Source organism: Roseovarius maritimus (genome assembly GCF_043355895.2).
Classification (GTDB): domain Bacteria; phylum Pseudomonadota; class Alphaproteobacteria; order Rhodobacterales; family Rhodobacteraceae; genus Roseovarius; species Roseovarius maritimus.
Window position 1 is genome coordinate 1 of the sequence record NZ_JBHFPF020000002.1, and the last position, 19,030, is coordinate 19,030.

16 protein-coding genes are annotated in these 19,030 nt (G+C 62.8%); 9 read left to right on the forward strand and 7 right to left on the reverse strand.

The genetic code is table 11. The annotated features are described in order from the left end of the window. Window positions 1-277 precede the first annotated feature (277 nt). Window positions 278-1,444: an RsmB/NOP family class I SAM-dependent RNA methyltransferase gene (locus ACEWPM_RS04765; RefSeq protein ID WP_393963282.1), complete on the reverse strand. Its 1,167-nt coding sequence runs from the start codon at window positions 1,442-1,444 to the stop codon at window positions 278-280. 51 nt (window positions 1,445-1,495) lie between these two features. Then, window positions 1,496-2,944, reverse strand: coding sequence for an IMP dehydrogenase (gene guaB, locus ACEWPM_RS04770; protein WP_393963281.1), 1,449 nt, complete (start codon window positions 2,942-2,944; stop codon window positions 1,496-1,498). 152 nt (window positions 2,945-3,096) lie between these two features. Here guaB and speB point away from each other — a divergent pair, with 152 nt between their 5' ends. The 3 genes from speB to ilvN all read left to right on the forward strand — a co-directional run bounded on the left by speB (window position 3,097) and on the right by ilvN (window position 6,790). Next, window positions 3,097-4,053 (forward strand): agmatinase, encoded by a 957-nt coding sequence (speB, locus tag ACEWPM_RS04775; RefSeq protein ID WP_393963280.1) that lies wholly within the window; start codon window positions 3,097-3,099, stop codon window positions 4,051-4,053. 339 nt (window positions 4,054-4,392) lie between these two features. Continuing rightward, window positions 4,393-6,147, forward strand: a complete 1,755-nt coding sequence (locus ACEWPM_RS04780) for an acetolactate synthase 3 large subunit (RefSeq protein ID WP_393963279.1) — start codon at window positions 4,393-4,395, stop codon at window positions 6,145-6,147. A gap of 82 nt (window positions 6,148-6,229) precedes the next feature. Beyond that, window positions 6,230-6,790 carry an acetolactate synthase small subunit gene (ilvN, locus tag ACEWPM_RS04785; protein WP_393963278.1) on the forward strand — a complete coding sequence of 187 codons (561 nt, stop codon included), beginning with the start codon at window positions 6,230-6,232 and terminating at the stop codon, window positions 6,788-6,790. Between the two features lie 111 nt (window positions 6,791-6,901). Here the strand turns inward: ilvN and ACEWPM_RS04790 are convergent, their stop codons facing one another. After that, a complete protein-coding gene (locus tag ACEWPM_RS04790; protein WP_393963277.1) occupies window positions 6,902-7,243 on the reverse strand; it encodes a hypothetical protein in 342 nt (113 codons plus the stop codon). A gap of 343 nt (window positions 7,244-7,586) precedes the next feature. On the opposite strand from ACEWPM_RS04790, the gene ACEWPM_RS04795 reads away from it, so the two are divergent. The 4 genes from ACEWPM_RS04795 to ACEWPM_RS04810 all read left to right on the forward strand — a co-directional run bounded on the left by ACEWPM_RS04795 (window position 7,587) and on the right by ACEWPM_RS04810 (window position 10,312). After that, window positions 7,587-8,408: a helix-turn-helix domain-containing protein gene (locus ACEWPM_RS04795; protein ID WP_393963276.1), complete on the forward strand. Its 822-nt coding sequence runs from the start codon at window positions 7,587-7,589 to the stop codon at window positions 8,406-8,408. Window positions 8,409-8,524: 116 nt separating this feature from the next. Next, window positions 8,525-9,679 (forward strand): aromatic ring-hydroxylating oxygenase subunit alpha, encoded by a 1,155-nt coding sequence (locus ACEWPM_RS04800; protein WP_393963275.1) that lies wholly within the window; start codon window positions 8,525-8,527, stop codon window positions 9,677-9,679. Beyond that, window positions 9,676-9,891 carry a hypothetical protein gene (locus ACEWPM_RS04805; RefSeq protein WP_393963274.1) on the forward strand — a complete coding sequence of 72 codons (216 nt, stop codon included), beginning with the start codon at window positions 9,676-9,678 and terminating at the stop codon, window positions 9,889-9,891. The genes ACEWPM_RS04800 and ACEWPM_RS04805 overlap by 4 nt, the downstream gene beginning before the upstream one ends. 85 nt (window positions 9,892-9,976) lie before the next feature. Then, a complete protein-coding gene (locus tag ACEWPM_RS04810) occupies window positions 9,977-10,312 on the forward strand; it encodes a DUF3140 domain-containing protein (protein ID WP_393963273.1) in 336 nt (111 codons plus the stop codon). A gap of 66 nt (window positions 10,313-10,378) precedes the next feature. Here ACEWPM_RS04810 and prfB read toward each other — a convergent pair whose 3' ends face one another. The 3 genes from prfB to ACEWPM_RS04825 form a co-directional block, all read right to left on the reverse strand. Beyond that, the gene (gene prfB / locus ACEWPM_RS04815; protein WP_393963272.1) at window positions 10,379-11,503 is read right to left on the reverse strand and encodes a peptide chain release factor 2; all 1,125 of its coding nucleotides are present in this window, start codon (window positions 11,501-11,503) and stop codon (window positions 10,379-10,381) included. A 92-nt stretch (window positions 11,504-11,595) separates the two neighbouring features. Beyond that, window positions 11,596-14,112, reverse strand: a complete 2,517-nt coding sequence (locus tag ACEWPM_RS04820) for a penicillin-binding protein 1A (RefSeq protein WP_393963271.1) — start codon at window positions 14,110-14,112, stop codon at window positions 11,596-11,598. 103 nt (window positions 14,113-14,215) lie between these two features. Then, window positions 14,216-15,436, reverse strand: coding sequence for an N-acetylmuramoyl-L-alanine amidase (locus ACEWPM_RS04825; protein WP_393963270.1), 1,221 nt, complete (start codon window positions 15,434-15,436; stop codon window positions 14,216-14,218). 189 nt (window positions 15,437-15,625) lie between these two features. Between ACEWPM_RS04825 and ACEWPM_RS04830 the strand changes: the two genes are divergently transcribed. Continuing rightward, a complete protein-coding gene (locus tag ACEWPM_RS04830; RefSeq protein ID WP_393963269.1) occupies window positions 15,626-16,960 on the forward strand; it encodes a M48 family metalloprotease in 1,335 nt (444 codons plus the stop codon). Window positions 16,961-16,999: 39 nt separating this feature from the next. Further along, window positions 17,000-17,812, forward strand: coding sequence for a DsbA family protein (locus ACEWPM_RS04835; RefSeq protein WP_393963268.1), 813 nt, complete (start codon window positions 17,000-17,002; stop codon window positions 17,810-17,812). A gap of 39 nt (window positions 17,813-17,851) precedes the next feature. Here ACEWPM_RS04835 and ispG read toward each other — a convergent pair whose 3' ends face one another. Beyond that, entirely contained in the window at window positions 17,852-18,985 is a 1,134-nt protein-coding gene (ispG, locus tag ACEWPM_RS04840; protein ID WP_393963267.1) for a flavodoxin-dependent (E)-4-hydroxy-3-methylbut-2-enyl-diphosphate synthase, read from the reverse strand. Between the last annotated feature and the right edge of the window lie 45 nt (window positions 18,986-19,030).

A 19,030-nucleotide genomic window follows, 5' to 3' on the forward strand; every position in this document is an offset into this window, starting at 1 on the left:
AGCGGCGGGCCAGCTCAGAACCAGAGGGGGTCAGTATTGGACGCCGATAAGGGGTCAATTTTGAATGCTGATTGACACCGCGAAAAGAACCGCCGAGCAAAAGACGAGGCCAGCATGAGGGCGCATACGCGACGCCGCGCGACGGATCGGGCCAATGGCAGTTTCGGATAGGGTCACGCGCTGGATCCTGTGTTGCGTATCGATCCGGACAAGACTGGACCAGAAGGTTTAAGTGCACCTTAACGCGATCAAATTACCACCCTGAATTGCAATCCCATTAAACTACTCGCGTCAGATGTGTCGCAAAAAACCCATCACCGCCGCCCGAGATGTCGAAACGCTGCTGCTTTTCCTGCGTCCAACCGGTCGCCCGAGCAAGGAATGCCTCAATGCGCTCTTCATTCTCGGCCCGCAGAACCGAACAGGTCGCATAAATCAACTGCCCGCCTGGCGCCACCAATTGAGACGCCTTCCCGAGGATATCTGCCTGCAAATCGGTCAATTCATCCAGCCGATCCGGCGTCAGTCGCCATTTCGCCTCCGGCGTGCGGCGCCACGTCCCGCTTCCCGAACATGGCGCATCACATAAAACGATAGAATACGGGGCGTTATCGCGCAAAGCTGATGTATCAAGTAGGGTCACATACGCGCCCGCCCGTTTGGCGCGCTCCGGCAGATCCTGCATGCGCCCGGGGTCAATGTCATGGGCGAAGACCTGCGCGCCTGTCCGCGCCGCCAGCGCCAGCGCCTTGCCGCCGCCGCCCGCGCAATAGTCCAGAATGCTCCCGGCCGCCGACAGCCCGATGCCCTCCATCGCCGCCTGCCCCGAGCCGTCCTGCAACTCGACCAGCCCCTCCAGAAAGGCCCGGCTGCGGGAAATTCGGCGTTCGCCTCCGGTCACTTTTATTGCCGTTTTTGCAATAGGATGCGCTTCGGAGTGTATGTCATCCTCAGCCAGTTTACGAATGATGTCGTCTCGGGTGGCACGCCCCAAATTGGTGCGCAACATGACCGGCGCGCGTTGGCGAAGGGCCATTGCCGCGCGTTCGGCATCGGGGCCGAGGGAGGCCTGAAATGCCTCCCAAAGCCATTCAGGAAGATCGAACGCATCGGCGCCGCTTGGTGCCTGCCCTGACACTTCTTCAGCCGCCGTCAGGGGCGCGGGCGCGTGTCCGATGCCCGTGAAGACCTCTGCGGGGTCTGACCCCGCGCTGCGCAAGGCCCCGATCATGCGGGCACGCCCCGTATCGCCGCCGCCAAGGCAGGCGTAGGAGCGCCAGCAGCGCAGCGCCTGGTACACATGATCCCGCACCGCCGCCCGATCCCCGGACCCGGCGAAGCGTGACCCGCGGGCCCAGGAAGTCAGCGCCTTCTCAGCCGGTTCACCTGCGCCGATACGGTCCAGCAGATCGATCGCGGCCTGGATACGCGCGCCGGGCGTCACGAAAAGCGCCCCTTCACTAGATCAAGACCACGCCGCAAGAGACTGACCCAATTAGCCAATTCGATAATTGGGAGACTCACGCGTGATCTGCACATCATGCACATGGCTTTCGCTGAGACCCGCGCCAGTGATGCGGACGAATTCGCAATTCTTGCGCATCTCCTCGACTGTTGCGCAGCCGGTATACCCCATAGCAGCGCGCAGACCGCCCACCAGTTGGTGCACCACAGTCCCGGCAGAGCCCTTGTAGGGCACCTGTCCCTCGATCCCCTCGGGCACCAGCTTGTCGCTGGCGGCATCCTTCTGGAAATAGCGGTCGGCACTGCCGCGCGCCATCGCGCCAAGGCTGCCCATCCCGCGATAAGCCTTATAGGAGCGGCCCTGGAACAGGATCATCTCACCCGGCGACTCGTCGGTACCCGCGATCATGCTGCCCACCATGGCGCAAGACGCGCCAGCGGCAATCGCCTTGGCAAAATCGCCCGAGAACTTGATACCGCCGTCGGCGATGATCGGCACGTCGCCTGCCGACGCGACGCAATCCATGATCGCGGTCAGCTGCGGCACGCCCACACCTGCGACCATGCGCGTGGTACAGATGCTACCGGGGCCAATCCCGACCTTCACAGCATCCGCGCCCGCGTCGATCAGCGCGCGGACGGCGTCGCCTGTGGCGACATTGCCCGCCACGACCTGCACGTCGCCGGATATGGCCTTGACGCGGCGCACTGCCTCGGCAACGCCAGCCGAATGACCATGGGCGGTGTCAATCACGATCATGTCGGCGCCCGCATCGATCAGCGCCTGGCTCCGCTCAAAGCCCGCATCGCCCACCGTCGACGCAGCGGCAACGCGCAGTCGGCCCAGATGGTCCTTGCAGGCCGACGGGTTCAGCACAGCCTGCTCGCTGTCCTTGAGCGTCAGAAGGCCGGTCAGCTTGCCCGCGCTATCCGTCACCAGCAGCTTTTCGATCCGGCGCTCCTTCATCAGCAGCTTGGCCTCTTCCAGATCGGCGGGCTCCTGCAGAATGGCCAGGTTGTCCGAGCTCATCATCACGCGCACCGGCGTGCGTTCATCCTCGGCAAAGCGCATGTCGCGGTTGGTGACGATGCCGACGACACGGCCCCCATCATCCACCACCGGGAAACCGCTGACGCGGTATTGGTCCTGCAGCGCCTTGGCATCGGCCAGGGTCTGATCGGCCTTGAGCGTTATGGGATTGTAGACGATGCCGCTGACAAAGCGTTTGACCCGGCGCACTTCGCTGGCCTGATCCTCGACGTTGAAATTGCGGTGGATCACGCCCATCCCGCCATATTGCGCCATGCAGATCGCCATGCGCGACTCGGTCACCGTATCCATGGCCGAGCTGAGCAGCGGAATGTTGAGCGCGATCGAGCGGGTCACGCGGGTGCGCGTATCGGCGGTGCTGGGCAGCACGTTGGACGCAGCAGGAAGCAGCAGGACATCATCGAAGGTCAGAGCCTCACGAATCTTCATCACGTTTCTCCATGAACAGATCGTTTGGCAACTCCCTATTTCACGGATGCCGCCCATGCGAAAGGCAAAAGGCGCGGCCATGGAAAAACGTGGCTTGCCGGGGCGCCCGCAGCCTGTCTATCTGGCCCAGCGGAACATCAACGGAGAAACTGATGAGCGGACATGGCTACGAAAGCGGGCGGCTCGATCTGCCCTTCGTCGGGATTTCGACCTTCGGAAAGCGGCCCTACGTGGCGGACTGGTCCGCCATCGACGCCGATATCGCTATAATTGGTGCCCCCTTCGATGGCGGCACGCAGTTTCGCCCCGGCGCACGTTTCGGACCGCGTAGCGTGCGCGAGGCGTCAACCCTGTTCAGCTTTGGCCATGGCGGGGCCTATGATCACGAGGATGATGTGACCTATCTGGGTCAGGATGTGCGCATCGTGGATATCGGCGACGCCGACATCGTGCATACTGACACCGCCCAAAGCCATGCGAACATCACCAAGGGCGTGCGTGCCATCCTCGATGCAGGCGCCCTGCCCGTCACCATTGGCGGCGATCATTCGGTCAATATCCCCTGCATCGACGCCTTCGAGGGGCATGGCGACATCCACATACTGCAGATCGACGCGCATCTCGATTTCGTGGACGAGCGGCATGGCGTGCGCAATGGACACGGCAACCCCATGCGCCGCGCCTCCGAGAAACCCTATGTCACCGGCCTGACTCAGCTCGGCATCCGTAATGTCAGCTCGACCGCCAAGGAAGGCTATGATGCCGCCCGCGCGATGGGGTCAGACATCCTGTCGGTTCGACAGTGTCGCAACCTCGCCCCCGAGGCGCTGGCCGCGCGCATCCCTGAAGGCGCGCGCGTCTATGTCACGCTAGACATCGACGGCTTCTGTCCCTCCATCGCACCGGGCACAGGCACGCCCAGTCACGGCGGCTTTCTCTATTACGAGGTGCTGGAACTGCTTCAACAGGTTGCGCAGCGCCATGAGGTGGTCGGCATCGACCTTGTCGAGGTCGCTCCTGCATATGATTCCGGCGATGTTACATCCGTCCTTGCCGCGCAGGTGCTGCTCAACTTCCTCGGTTTCATCATGCACGCGCGTCGGAAGTGATACGGATCTCTGCGTCATCCTGGCAAGATGACAGCCATCAAAGGCGCTCTGGGGAGGCTAATCATCGAATCTCCGGCCATTTGCGCAACAAGTGGAAAGAAAAACGACTTGCCGCGACATTTTATCCACCCGATGCGCTTGACGCCCCTCCCCACCGGTCATAATGTCCGTCTCGCACCTCAAAGGGAGTGGCCCGTTGGAGCCTCTAGTAGTAGTAGTCACACGGAAAATGCGCATGGGCCGGTAACCGGACACCCAGACAGGATCCCATGCGCCCCCGCCACTTAGGGGGCTTTTTTATGCGCGATCGCGCAATGATGTCATGAACGGAGCAAAGCGATGACACGTCAGATGACCGGAGCAAAAATGGTGGTTCAGGCCCTCAAGGACCAGGGCGTGGACGTCGTCTTCGGCTATCCCGGCGGCGCCGTGCTGCCGATCTATGACGAGGTGTTCCAGCAGAACGGCATCCAGCACATACTCGTGCGCCACGAGCAGGGCGCGGTGCATGCCGCCGAAGGCTATGCGCGCTCGACGGGTAAGCCCGGCGTGGTTCTGGTGACCTCGGGGCCCGGCGCGACCAATGCCGTGACCGGCCTCACCGATGCGCTTCTGGACAGCATTCCCATCGTCGTGCTGACAGGCCAGGTGCCGACGTTCATGATCGGATCGGACGCCTTTCAGGAAGCCGATACCGTCGGCATCACACGCCCCTGCACCAAGCATAACTGGCTGGTCAAGGACACGGCCAACCTCTCGGCCACGATCCACGAGGCGTTTCACGTCGCCACTGCGGGCCGTCCCGGCCCGGTGCTGATCGACATCCCAAAGGACGTGCAATTCGCCAGCGCAGACTATGTCGGCCCGCAAAAGGTGCGCGTCAGCCACTATCAACCTCAGGTCAAGGGCGATCTGGATGCCATAACCGAGCTGGTGGCCGCGATGGAGACCGCCAAGCGTCCCGTCTTCTACACCGGTGGCGGCGTGATCAATTCCGGCCCGGCCGCCAGCCAGCTGCTGCGCGAACTGGTCGAGGCGACCGGCATCCCGATCACCTCTACGTTGATGGGCCTTGGGGCCTATCCCGCCTCGGGCAAGGCGTGGCTGGGTATGCTGGGCATGCATGGCCTCTACGAGGCGAACATGGCGATGCATGATTGCGATCTGATGATCAATATCGGCGCGCGTTTCGATGATCGGATCACCGGGCGCCTCGACGCCTTCTCGCCCGGCTCGAAAAAGGCGCATATCGACATTGATCCGTCCTCGATCAACAAGGTGATCAAGACCGACATTCCCATCGTCGGTGACATCGCCCATGTGCTCGAGGATTTGCTCAAGGTCTGGAAATCGCGCGGTCGCAAGGTGAATGCCGAAGCGATCGCCAAGTGGAATGCGCGCATCGCTGAGTGGCGCAAAGTCGAGTGCCTCAGCTTCAAGCAGTCCGGTAAAACGATCAAGCCCCAGCACGCTATGGCGCGTCTTGAGGCGCTGACCAAGGGCCATGATCGCTACATCACCACCGAGGTGGGCCAGCATCAGATGTGGGCCGCGCAATACTTGGGCTTCGAGGATCCGAACCGCTGGATGACCTCGGGCGGCCTTGGCACGATGGGCTACGGCTTCCCGGCCTCGATCGGCGTGCAGATGGCGCATCGCGACTCGCTCGTCATCAACGTCGCGGGCGAGGCCAGCTGGCTGATGAACATGCAAGAGATGGGCACCGCGATCCAGTTCCGCCTGCCGGTCAAGCAGTTCATCCTCAACAACGAGCGCCTCGGCATGGTCCGTCAGTGGCAGGAGCTGCTGCATGGCGAGCGTTATTCGCATAGCTGGTCCGAAGCCCTGCCCGATTTCGTCAAGCTGGCCGAGGCGTTTGGCGCCAAGGGCATCCGCTGCGACGATCCTGCCGATCTGGATGACGCGATCAACGAGATGATCAAGTATGACGGCCCGGTGATCTTCGATTGCCTCGTGGAAAAGCATGAGAACTGCTTCCCTATGATCCCGTCGGGCGAGCCGCATAACAAGATGCTGCTGGGCGAGGCATCGACCAAGGACGCCATCGGGTCCAAGGGTGCGGTGATGGTTTAAGAGTGGCTCACAAGCCACTCGTTCAAATGTATTTTGGCAGGATTCAGCGCAGTCTGCGCTACCCTGCACAAGGAGACAGGCAATGTCCGCACTGAACATCAAGAAGGGCTCGAACAAGCATTCGGCCTACAACCTGCGCCCCAATTTCTCGGACGTGGAAGAGCAGCACACCCTCGCCGTCATCGTCGATAACGAGGCGGGTGTTCTGGCGCGCGTGATCGGCCTCTTTTCGGGGCGCGGCTACAATATCGACAGCCTCACCGTCGCCGAGATCGACCACGAGGGGCATACTTCGCGCATTACTATCGTCACCACCGGCACGCCGCAGGTGATCGAGCAGATCAAGGCGCAACTGGGCCGTATCGTCCCGGTCCACAAGGTGCAGGATCTGACCGTCGAGGGCCGCGCGGTCGAACGGGAACTGGCGCTGATGAAGGTGGTTTGCACAGGCGACAAGCGGGTCGAGGCGCTGCGCCTTGCGGATATCTTCCGCACCAACGTCGTGGACAGCACGCTCGACAGCTTCACCTTCGAGATCACCGGCACATCGGAAAAGATCGACGCCTTTGCCAATTTGATGCGTCCCCTGGGCCTTTCGGACATTGCGCGCACGGGTATCGCTGCCCTGCCCCGCGGCGCCTGAGCGCAAGACACCGAAACAGCGCCAGACACGAAAAAAGGCGGGCTTTCCTGCCCGCCTTTCTCTTTACCCCGCGCATTGACCAGGGTGCCCCCACCCAGATGCGCATCGCCCTCAGGCGTAAGCGGCGTGCCGCGCCTCGCGCAGCGGTATGACGTTGGTGGCATAATCGCTGTTTGCCGCCCGTGGAGCGCCAGACTGGAGAACTCCCAGCCGTGCGCCGACTTTCTTCAACTCGGTCGTCAGCGTGGGATGGCTACGCTGCGTGATCAATCGGGGGGCGTCGGCGAGGCGCATATCGCCGGTATCCTGCACGTCGAATTCCACCAGATCGCCGGCGGTCATCGCAGCGTCCCCGCCAGCGGCGCCACGATAGAATGCCAGATCACCATGATCCTCGCACCAGATGACTGCGCGATTCTGGCGCTGATCAGTCCAAAGAACGACTCCGTACATGGTAATTCCCCCAATTGCCTTGCTCCTGGGTCTCTCGGCGACCCCGGGTCTTGTGTGTCCAAGCAGGCGGCGTTATCGCTCACTCTGCTCCGATAGTCCCGTTTACCAAAATGTCGCGTTCCGGCGGTTTGGGCTATGTTTGAATCGCGCTCGGCACTGATCCATTTGTGTCACATCAGTCAAAAAGTGACGCCAAATAGCGTCAGTAGGCGTGACATAGCCGATCGGGCGTGCTGAACTGGCGTCAGCAGGCTCACAACAGCTCAGAAAGGTCATAGCTCGATGACACTTCCGCGACAGCCACCAACACCACCCGACCCACGCTGACGACATATCTCAGAGCATGGCCGCGCCCCGAAATTCCCAACCGACCGGCGACACAAATCCTGCGCAACTGCGCGCGGTTTTCGGTCAGAACCTGCGCAAGCTCAGCGCAGACTACCCATCGATCGCCGGGCTTTGTCGCGATTTGGGCATCAACCGCACCCAGTTCAACCGCTATCTCACCGGTGAAAGCTTTCCTCGTCCGGATGTGCTGCACCGAATCTGTCAGTTTTTCGGCACCGACGCGCGCATCCTGCTCGAGCCTGCGGAAAACCTGAAAACCGCATCCTTCGATCTGATCGGTCATCCGGCCGTCGCGGGCTTCTTTGGCGCCGAGCCTGTATCGGTCCCCGAAGAACTCTTTCCCAGCGGCATCTACCGATTTGTCCGGCGCAGCTTTGTCGACGAGACGCTGTTCGTGCGGGGCTTGGTCTATATCCACCGCAAGGACGGCTATACCTTTCTGCGCGGCAGCGAGCCCTTGGATGCGCTACGCCGCCAGGGCTTATCGACGGCGCGCCGCGACCGTGAATTTCGCGGTGTCGTCATGCGGCAGGAGGAGGGCATCATGATCCTCGTCACGCACCGCAATTCGATGGCCTGCTCCTTCAACTTCCTCGCGCCCGAGACCTCCTTTCAGTCCAACCTCTGGGAAGGTTACGTCACCCGCACCGTGCGCGAAAAGATCTCGGGCATCCGTGCAGCCCGCATGGTCTATGAGCATCTGGGCAACGATACCGCCGCGGTCATGGCCGCTGCACGCGGCAAGGCCCTTGTCGGGATAGAAGACCTGCCCCCCTTCCACGCGCGTCTTTTGCGCCTTGATCAGCCCTTTCGCTAGGGCGTCCCGTCGCCTCCGCCATGTCGCCTTGAGGAAAACCGCGTCGCGGATCGTCGGTTTTGCGCGCGGTTCTTCGGCATAATAAGGATGAGTTCAGTCTTGCCCGGAGGCCCGCCGTGACCATCACCGATCTATCTTCTGTTCGCGCGCCCGTGGATATCGCCCACGGCCTTCCCAATGCCCATTACATCGACCCCGCTGTTTTCGACGAGGAAAAGCAGGCGCTGCTCTATTCGCAATGGGCGGGCCTTGCCGTCGGCGCTGACGTGCCCGAGCCGGGTGATGCGGTGCCGCTTACCTTCCTCGGCATGCCGCTTCTTTTGCTGCGCGACAAGGAGGGCAACGTCCGCGTCTTTCAGAACATCTGCCGCCACCGCGGCATGATCCTGGTCGAGGAGCCGCGCAAGATCGAGGGCGCCATTCGCTGCCCCTATCATTCCTGGTGCTACTCCACCAAGGGCGCTCTGGTCTCGACGCCCCATGTGGGCGGGCCCGGCCACAATACCCATGCCGCGATAAAGCGCAGCGAGCTGGGCCTGATCGAGGTGCGCAGTCACATCTGGCGGGATGTCGTCTGGATCAACGTCTCGGGCGATGCGCCCGCCTTCGAAGAGGCGATGTCGCATATCATCGAGCGCTGGCGCGAGTTCGACCTGCCGCTGCACCATGGCGGGCATGAAAGCCGCTTTACGCTGGAGGTCCAGACCAACTGGAAACTCGCAGTCGAGAATTACTGCGAGAGCTACCATCTGCCTTGGGTCCATCCCGGCCTCAACAGCTACTCGCGCCTTGAGGACCATTACCACATCGAAGAGCCCGCCGCCTTCTCGGGCCAGGGCACAATGGTCTACCGCCAACTGACCAATGAGAATGGCGACACCTTTCCAGATTTCGCCGAGGTCGGCGCCAAGTGGAATGAACAGGCCGAGTACATCGCGGTCTATCCCAATGTTCTTCTAGGCGTGCACCGCGACCACGCCTTCACCATCATTCTCGAGCCGCGTGGCCTCGAGCGGACGGCCGAGCATGTGCATCTCTATTATTCCGAACCGGATCAGGACGAGGGGCTGAAGGCCCGCAACGCCCAGCTTTGGAAATCGGTCTTCGAAGAGGATATCTTCGTCGTCGAGGGCATGCAGAAGGGGCGTCATGTCATGAGCTTCGATGGCGGGCGTTTCTCGCCGGTGATGGACAGCCCCACCCACTGCTTCCACGCATGGGTTGCGGGCAAGGTCGAGGCGCATCGCGGCCTCGCCAAGGCGGCGGAATGAGCGGCGATCTGCACACCCGCATGCTGGCCGCGCATGAGGGGCCGGATCACGCAGCGCTCATCGCGCTCTATACCGAGGCGGCGGATTGCGCGAACGATCTCGACGCCTCCTGCTTCTTTTTGACTCATGCTTATGTCTTCGCGCTCGAAACCGGGGCACCGCAAGCACGGCACCTGCATCACAGGCTGGCCCGTCACGGACGCGAGGAATAACAGGCGCACGAAATCCGCATCCATGGATGCAACCCCAGCAAGGCTCGCTCCGTTGCCCTCTCAGAACCGGTAAAGGAGCGCAGACATGTCCTCATCGAAATCCCGCGAGCAGATCTGGAGCGAATGGCGAGATCTGGTAAATATGGCGCCGCAAGAACTGGAGGAGTTTCTCAAGACCGAGGAATCCACGTCCGTCGGTGACAGCGATAAAGGCGAGTCTACCGGTCACGCCTCGGGTCGCCGTATCGTCAAGATCAAGCGCACCAACAAGGACGACCTGACCGACGATCAGTGGGATCATATGGCCAAGGTGACCGGATATATCAAACGACACACCGCGCAGGGCGGCCCCGATGAGGATGTCGCACATTCGGACTGGCGCTATTCGCTGATGAACTGGGGCCACGACCCACTCAAGTAGCGCGCCCTGCGCGCTTCATCTTGGCGAAAATACTGAAATTCCGTCAGCCGAGCCCAACCGCAGTTGTCAGTCGCCTTGCGCCTCGGACCGGCTCTTTCCACTTACATTCATCGCCAGCGTCGCAGCCATGAATTGGTCCAGATCGCCGTCCAGCACACCCTTGGTATCCGAGGTTTCGACCTGCGTGCGCAGATCCTTGACCATCTGGTAGGGCTGCAGCACGTAAGAGCGGATCTGGTTGCCCCAGCCCGCATCGCCCTTGGCGTCATGCGCTTCGTTGATGGCGGCATTCCGGCGGTCCAGTTCCAGCTGGTAAAGGCGTGATTTCAGCGCTTTCATGGCGATGTCGCGGTTCTGGTGCTGGGACTTCTCGGAACTTGTCACGACGATGCCCGTCGGATGGTGCGTGATGCGCACCGCCGAGTCGGTCGTGTTGACGTGCTGGCCGCCCGCGCCCGAGCTGCGATAGGTATCGATGCGGATGTCGGCGGGGTTCACCTCGATCTCGATATCGTCATCGACCACCGGATAGACCCAGACCGAGCAGAAGGAGGTGTGCCGCTTGGCCGCCGAATCGAAGGGGCTGATCCGCACAAGCCGGTGCACACCGCTCTCGGATTTCAGCCAGCCATAGGCATTATGCCCGCTGATCTTGTAAGCCGCCGATTTGATACCCGCCTCGTCGCCCGATTGCTCGGACTGCAATTCCACCGTATAGCCACGCTTTTCGGCCCAGCGGACATACATGCGCGCCAGCATGTTGGCCCAGTCGCAGCTCTCGGTGCCGCCCGCGCCGGCATTGATTTCGAGGAAAGTGTCGTTGGCATCCGCCTCGCCGTTCAGCAGCGCTTCCAGCTCCTTGGCGGCGGCGCGCTTTTGCAGCGCCTTCAGGGCGGTCTCGGCTTCGGTGACGACATCGGTGTCGCCCTCGGCTTCTCCCATCTCGATCAGCTCGACATTGTCCGACAGCTCGCTTTGAATGCTGTCGTGCGTCTCAAGGGCGTCGACCAGCGCCTGCCGGTCTCGCATCAGCTTTTGCGCCTTGGCGGGATCATCCCAGAGGTTCGGATCCTCGACGCGCGCGTTGAACTCCTCCAGCCGGTGCTGGGCGGTCTCCCACCCAAGACGCTGACGCAACAGGTCGAGCGACGTCTCGATCTCCTGGGTGACATTCTGAATTTCTGCGCGCATCAAAGCCTTCCTGACTGGTCGTCTGCCTGATATCGCAGCGGGCCGGAACGGGCAAGCCATGGCGGCTTGCCCGCCGCCTGTTCGAGGGCTGCTTAATAGAGGCCGCCCGAACTCATTGAGCCGAAAGTCGCCTTCTCGCCCACTTGTCCGGTCTGGCCGCTCGAGGTGGTCACATCGCGGACGGTCTCGCTCTCACCCTCCCGAAAAATGTCCAGGTCGGTGCCCATCGCAAAGCCGCCATCGAAGGCGAGACCAAACATCGGGTCTTCGCCCTCGCGGAAATACTCGGCCACCACATTCGGACCCGAGGCGTTGTCAGGCAGGCGCGCGCCGGTAAAGCGGTCGATCTTGATGAAATAGCCGCCCGGCGGCACTTCAAACTCGCCGCCGCCATATTTCGCCGTCGCCTTGCGCATGAACTGGGTAAAGACCGGCCCGCACATCCCCGCGCCATAGGCACCGCGGCCCAGGCTGCGCGGCTGATCATACCCGATATAGCAGCCCGCCACGATATTGCTGGTAAAGCCGATGAACCACACGTCGCGCGCGTCATTGGTTGTGCCCGTCTTGCCCGCCACAGGCACCGACAGATCGACATTGCCCGCAGCCGTGCCGCGCTGCACCACGCCCTGCATCATCGAGGTCAACTGATAGGCCGTGACAGCGTCGATTACCCGCTCGCGGTTCGACACGATGCGCGGGCTGCGGCCCGGCGCGATGGAGGGGTCGTCGCAATCGGCGCAGACGCGCGGATCATGGCGATAGACGGTGCGCCCATAGCGGTCCTGCACCCGGTCCACGAGGGTTGGCTCTACACGCTCGCCGCCATTGGCGAACATCGCATAGGCCGCGACCATCTTGTAGACGGTTGATTCCTCGGACCCCAGCGCGTTGGCAAGGAATGGACCCATGTCATCATAGACGCCGAACCGTTCGGCATAGCTGGCCACGGTATCCATTCCGACCTCCTGCGCGAGGCGCACGGTCATCAGGTTTCGCGACTGCTCGATGCCCGTCCGGAGGGGCGTCGGCCCGTAATACTTGTTCGACGAGTTGCGCGGCCGCCAGAGGCCCTGCGGAGTGTTCACCTCGATCGGGGCGTCGACCACGATTGTCGCAGGAGAATAGCCGCTATCGAGCGCGGCCGCGTAGACAAAAGGCTTGAAGCTGGAGCCGGGCTGACGCTTGGCTTGTGTCGCGCGGTTGAAAACCGAGTTCTGGTAGCTGAACCCGCCCTGCATCGCAATCACGCGGCCCGTATTGACGTCCATCGCCATGAAGCCGCCCTGCACTTGCGGCACCTGGCGCAGCGTCCAGCGGACGAACGCGCCATCCTCGGTCATGCGCCGCACATGCACCACCTGCCCCACCTCGAACGTCTCCTGGAAGTTCTTCGGCAGCCAGCCGATATCGTCACGCGGGATGATCTGCGGCTCGGCCTCGCTCTCTTCTACGCCCTCGATGCCGATGCGCATCTGCTGATCCTCGATCCCCAAAATGACGGCGGGATACCACTGGCTGTCCAGTTGGACATCGCGGGCAACATCGACCTCGGCCAGCGCCTCGCGCCAGGCCTCCTCGCTCTCCAGCGCCTCATCGGGTATGGATTTGCCGGTGCCGCGCCAGCGGCCCAGATTGCGGTCGTATTCCTCCAGCTTGTTCTGCAGCGCCAGCGCCGCCTCGACTTGCATTTCAGGGTCGATCGTGGCGCGCACCGTATAGCCGCCAGAGAAGAATTCGCCCTCGCCGAAATCGCGGCTCAGCTGGCGGCGGATCTCGTCGGTGAAGTAGTCGCGCGGCGGCAGATCGGCCGAGAACGGCTCGAAATCGCCGTTCTGCACGCTGCGCAGCGGTTGCGCGACCTCCTCCTCGTAGACAGCCTTGGAAATATAGCCGTTCTGCTGCATCTCGCGCAGCACGTAGTCGCGGCGCGCCAGCAGCCTGTCCCTGTTGCGAACCGGATGGAAATTGCTGGGCTCGGCGGGCATCGAGGCCAGAACCGCCACCTCATGCGGGGCCAGCTCGCCCAGCGTCTTGTTGAAGTAGGTTTGCGCGGCAGCGGCCACGCCATAGCTGTTCTGGCCGAGGAAAATCTCGTTGAGATACAGCTCGAGGATCTTTTCCTTGGTCAGCGCCTCCTCGATGCGGGTGGCGAGGATGATCTCCTTGATCTTGCGCTCGATCTTGCGGTCGCCCGACAGAAGGAAGTTCTTGACCACCTGCTGCGGAATGGTGGACGCGCCGCGCACCCGGCGCCCGCGCGTCTGGACCGCCTCGATCACGGCGGCGGCGATGCCGCGCGCATCATAGCCGCCATGGCTGTAGAAATTCTTGTCCTCCGCCGAGATGAAGGCCTCTTTCACCAGCGTCGGAATTTCCTCGGCCGGGGTGTAGAGGCGCCGCTCGCGGCTGAATTCGTCGATGATGCGCCCCTCACCCGAGAAGATGCGGCTGATCGTGGGCGGCGTATAATTCGCAAGGCTCTGATGCGACGGCAGATCCCGGCCATAGATGTAGAAGATCGCGCCTATGCTAAGCGCGATCATCATGATGCCCATCGTGATGAGACTGAAGATCGAGCCGAAGAATATCAGGATATGTCGAAGCACGCGCGGCCTTTCTCAGACGGAAGTCCTGACCATATATGCGCCGCTGCGCCCCACGTCAAAACACAAGCGCGCCATCGCTGCGCCGGTATCCGCGCATATGGCGTCACTGCCGGACCAGATCGGCATTGGCGGCATCCGCAATCATCCACGCGCCAACCCCGTCCGCGACAGCCTGCGCCATGCGCTGGCGCCATTCGGGGTCGATCAGGTTGTTCAGATCGCGCCCGTTGGACAGAAATCCGACTTCCAACAGGATCGACGGAATGTCGGGCGATTTCAGCACCGAGAAACTGGCCGTGCGGATAGGCTTGGAATTGACCGACAGCGCCTCTTCCTCCAGCCCGATCAGCAGCGCGCGCGCCAGAAGATCAACGCGCGGCTGCGTCTCCATCCGGGCAAGATCCATCAGCACATCGGCCACCACGTCATCAGTGCCGCTCAGGTCCAGCCCGGCCAGCATGTCGGCGCGGTCATGCCGCTCGGCCAGCGCGGCGCTTGCGGCATCGCTGGCATCCGCGCCCAGCTTGTAGATGGTCGCGCCGCGCGCGCCACCCTCGCCCAGGGAATCCGCATGCAGCGACAGGAACAGATCCGCATTCGCCGCATGGGCGATCGCCACGCGCCGCTCAAGCGAGACAAAGCTGTCATCCTCGCGTGTCATCACCACACGGATATCACCACGACGCAGCAAGGCTTCCTTGAGCTCGCGCGCGAAGGCCAGCATGACATCCTTTTCCATTGTCTCGCCCTCGGCGGCGCCCGGATCTATGCCGCCATGGCCGGGATCCAGCACGATGACCAGCGCGCCATCGTCCTGCGGCGCTGCGGCCACGCCCAGATCAGCCGGCTCGGGCAGATCCCAGCCCGGCTGGTTCGGCACGCCCGCTCCTGCGGCGAAGGCCTCGGGGGTTGTGCGCTCCAGCAGAAGGTTCAGATTGGTACCGGCGCCATTGACGTCGCCGGTCAGCGATGCCTGGGCCAGCGCGAAGGGCCCGGCCAGCTCCAGCACCATGCGCGACCAGCCGGGGCGAAATCCGCCGACACGCGCGGAGGTGACCAGATCCGTCTGCACCAGTTCGGGCCCCAGCGTTCCGGCCCAGTCCACCTCGCGGAAATCGACGACGATGCGCGGCGGCGCGTCCAGGCTAAAGATGCGGAACGGCACACCCTGGCTGAGGGCCAGATCGACGCGGATCTCGCCGCGCGCGCCCGTGATCGCGCTGGCCGCGGGGTCCAGCCGCGACAATGCGCCAAAATCGCTCTGCTGCGCGCTCAGCCCCGCGCCCGTCAGGGCGATGGCCAGCGCAAGGATCCAGGTCTTCATGCTCGCAAGGTCCATGTCATGCGCCTGCCTCATGGCGCTGTTTCGGTCAGTCTAGCATCCATGCCGGGCCGCGCCCAGCCCATCACGATCGGCGGAGCGGCCCCTGCAGGGCTTGAAGCGTGACCGGCTTTGTCCCTAGACTGCCCCCACATCTTGCGTTCTTTTCACCGATAACACCAAGGTCCGTCAATGCGCCAGCTTCGCACTTTCCCGGCCTGCATCACGCTTGCGCTGGCCATGATCATCGCCACCATGGCCCAGCCTGCGCGCGCCGTCACCCTGCTGCGCGATCCGGGTATCGAATATGCACTCGAACAATTGGCCGCACCCATCCTGCAGGCCGCCGGCCTCAATCCGGGCCGCACCGATGTCCTGGTGATCGACGACCGCACGCTGAACGCCTTCGTCGTGGACCGCGATACGATCTTTGTCCATTCGGGCCTGATCCTGAAGATGGAGACGCCGCAGATGCTGCAATCGGTGATCGCGCATGAGGCCGCGCATATCGCCAACGGCCATCTCGTACGCCGCCCGCAGAACATGCGCAACGCGCGCACGGCGGCAGGTCTTGGCATGGCGCTGGCCGCTGCGGCGGGCGCTGTCTCGGGCAACGCGGCGGCAGCAGCGGGCATCGCGGCGGGTGCCCAAGGCACCGCTGCACGGCTTTTCTTCAGCCACACCCGCGCCGAAGAAAGCAGCGCCGACAGCGCCAGCGTGCGCTACATGGTGCGCGCAGGTCGCGACCCGTCGGGGGCGGTCAAGGTCATGGATATCTTTCGCGGGCAAGAGGCTCTCTCTGCCGCTCGGCAGGATCCTTACGCGCGCACGCATCCCATGTCTGCTGACCGGGTGCGCGTGCTGCAGCGTCTGACCGCCGCCTATGAGGGCAAGGCGCCGCCGTCCAACACCGATCTTTATTGGTTCGCGCGGGCGAAGGGCAAACTCTCGGCCTTTCAGCGCAGTCCGAAATGGACGATCAACCGCGCCGGAGAGTCGGGCTTTGCGGATGTCGGGCAGATGCGGACCGCCGTGGCCTGGCACCGCCAGTCGAACCTGCAAAAATCCATCGCCGCGATGGATCGCGCCATCGCCGCGCGCCCGAATGATCCGTTCTATCACGAATTGCGCGGCCAGATCCTGATGGAAAGCCGGCAGTTCGGCGCCGCCACCAATGCCTATGCGACCGCCGTGAACCTTGCACCTGAACATCCTCTGATACTTGGCTCTTACGGGCGGGCGCTTGTGGCGCAGGGGCAATATGCCAAGGCGCTGCAAGTGCTGGAGAAGGCCCGATCGCGGGACGGGCGTGATGCACGCGTCATGCGCGATCTGGCCGTCGCCTATGCCAAATCGGGGCAGAATGGCATGGCATCGCTGGTAACCGCCGAGCGCTATGCCATGACCGGTCGGCTGGACGATGCCGAAATCCACGCCAAACGCGCCTCGGGTCTGCTGCCCAATGGTTCGGGTGGTTGGCAACGCGCGCAGGATGTGCTTTCTGCCGCCAAGATCGCCCGGCGCTGATCGCGCCGCTCACATAGTCATCAAACGGAGAACATGCCGATGAACCGCACCGCCATTCTGACCGGGGTCGGCGTGATCGTCGCCGGGGCCGCGCTGACCGCGCTGATCGTGCCGGACGACACCCCCGAGCCCGCACCCGCCACCGAAGAGGTCAGCCAAGTCGCGCCCGCAGCGGCACCGGCCAGCGCGCAACTGGACGATGCCGCCTTTGGCGAGCGCGTGCGCGCTTACCTCATGCAGAACCCCGAGGTGATCTTCGAGGCGGCCGCCGTGATGGAGCAGCGCCAGCAGGAGCTGCAAAGCGCCAATGATGCCGATCTGATCGAGGAATATTCAAGCGCCCTCTTCAACGATCCAAATTCATTCGTTGGCGGCAATCCAGACGGCGACGTCACTATCGTCGAGTTCACCGATTATCGCTGCGGCTATTGCCGCCGCGCCTTTCCGGAAGTCGAGGAGCTGATCTCGGGCGATGGCAATATCCGCTTCATCGTCAAGGAATTTCCCATTCTGGGCGAGCAATCGACCATCGCCGCCCGCTTTGCCATCGCGGCCAAGCAGCAGCTGGGCGACGAGGCCTACAAGGCGCTGCACGATGCGATGATGACCTATAAGGGCGATATGGTAGTCCCGGCGCTGACCGAGTTGGCCGAGGCGCTGGACCTCGATGCCGAAACTATCGTCGCCCACATGGACGACGATGCGGTAAGCCAGGTGATCGATGAGAACCGCGCGCTTGGCCAAGCGCTGCAGATCTCTGGCACGCCATCCTTCATCATGCAGGACCAGATCGTGCGCGGCTATGTCCCGCTGCAAGGCATGCAGGAAATCGTCGAAGACATTCGCGGCTAAGATATCTGCGCTGCCCGCACTTGTTGCGGGCGGCGCGGCCTATTCGGCGGCGGCAACCTCTTTGGCCGCGCCCGCCTCGATCTCGGCGGCGCGCTTCTCGACCTGCTCGACGATATGGTCGATCATCTGCTCGTTGCTCAGTTTGTGGCTCTGCTTACCCGCCAGATAGACCATACCGGACCCGGCCCCGCCGCCGGTAAAGCCGACATCCGTCATCAGCGCCTCGCCCGGCCCGTTCACCACGCAGCCGATGATCGACAGGCTCATGGGCGTCTTGATATGCTCCAGCCGCTGCTCCAGCGCCTCGACCGTCTTGATGACGTCAAAGCCCTGACGCGCACAGCTGGGGCAGCTGATAATGTTGACGCCGCGATGCCGCAGGCCCAGTGATTTCAGGATCTCGAATCCCATCTTGACCTCTTCGACCGGATCGGCCGAGAGGCTCACGCGGATCGTGTCACCGATCCCGGCCCATAGAAGATTGCCCATGCCGATGGCCGATTTGACCGTGCCGCTGATAAGCCCGCCCGCCTCGGTGATGCCAAGGTGAATGGGCGCATCCGTCGCCTCGGCCAACTGCTGATAGGCGGCGGCAGCCATGAATACGTCCGACGCTTTCACGCTGATCTTGAACTCGTGGAAATCATTGTCCTCAAGGATGCGGATATGCTCCAGCCCGCTCTCGACCATCGCGTCGGGGCACGGCTCGCCGTATTTCTCCAACAGATGCCGCTCGAGCGAGCCGGCATTGACGCCGATACGGATCGAGCAGCCGTGATCGCGCGCCGCCTGAATGACATCGCGCACCCGCTCGGGGCTGCCGATATTGCCGGGATTGATCCGCAGACAGGCCACGCCTGCCTCAGCGGCCTCGATGCCGCGCTTGTAGTGAAAATGGATGTCGGCGACGATGGGCACCGGGCTTTCGCGAACGATCTCTCGCAGCGCCTTGGACGATGCCTCGTCCGGGACCGACACGCGCACGATATCCGCACCTGCTTCCGCCGCGGCCTGAATCTGCGCCACGGTTCCGGCCACATCCGTGGTCGCGGTGTTGGTCATTGTCTGGACCGAAATCGGCGCGCCGCCCCCCACGGGCACATTGCCCACATGGATCTGGCGGCTCTGGCGGCGTTCGATGTTGCGCCAGGGGCGAATGGGGTTCAGCGACATGGGCGGCAGTCCTTCCTCCGGCGAAGATGATCGCCGGTCTGTATC

Bases quoted from the DNA above. Each gene is read 5' to 3' on its own strand.
- guaB (WP_393963281.1), bottom strand. From the start codon at position 2,944: ATGAAGATTCGTGAGGCTCTGACCTTCGATGATGTCCTGCTGCTTCCT.
- speB (WP_393963280.1), top strand. From the start codon at position 3,097: ATGAGCGGACATGGCTACGAAAGCGGGCGGCTCGATCTGCCCTTCGTC.
- ACEWPM_RS04780 (WP_393963279.1), top strand. From the start codon at position 4,393: ATGACACGTCAGATGACCGGAGCAAAAATGGTGGTTCAGGCCCTCAAG.
- ilvN (WP_393963278.1), top strand. From the start codon at position 6,230: ATGTCCGCACTGAACATCAAGAAGGGCTCGAACAAGCATTCGGCCTAC.
- ACEWPM_RS04790 (WP_393963277.1), bottom strand. From the start codon at position 7,243: ATGTACGGAGTCGTTCTTTGGACTGATCAGCGCCAGAATCGCGCAGTC.
- ACEWPM_RS04795 (WP_393963276.1), top strand. From the start codon at position 7,587: ATGGCCGCGCCCCGAAATTCCCAACCGACCGGCGACACAAATCCTGCG.
- ACEWPM_RS04805 (WP_393963274.1), top strand. From the start codon at position 9,676: ATGAGCGGCGATCTGCACACCCGCATGCTGGCCGCGCATGAGGGGCCG.
- ACEWPM_RS04810 (WP_393963273.1), top strand. From the start codon at position 9,977: ATGTCCTCATCGAAATCCCGCGAGCAGATCTGGAGCGAATGGCGAGAT.
- prfB (WP_393963272.1), bottom strand. From the start codon at position 11,503: ATGCGCGCAGAAATTCAGAATGTCACCCAGGAGATCGAGACGTCGCTC.
- ACEWPM_RS04825 (WP_393963270.1), bottom strand. From the start codon at position 15,436: ATGAAGACCTGGATCCTTGCGCTGGCCATCGCCCTGACGGGCGCGGGG.
- ACEWPM_RS04830 (WP_393963269.1), top strand. From the start codon at position 15,626: ATGCGCCAGCTTCGCACTTTCCCGGCCTGCATCACGCTTGCGCTGGCC.
- ACEWPM_RS04835 (WP_393963268.1), top strand. From the start codon at position 17,000: ATGAACCGCACCGCCATTCTGACCGGGGTCGGCGTGATCGTCGCCGGG.
- ispG (WP_393963267.1), bottom strand. From the start codon at position 18,985: ATGTCGCTGAACCCCATTCGCCCCTGGCGCAACATCGAACGCCGCCAG.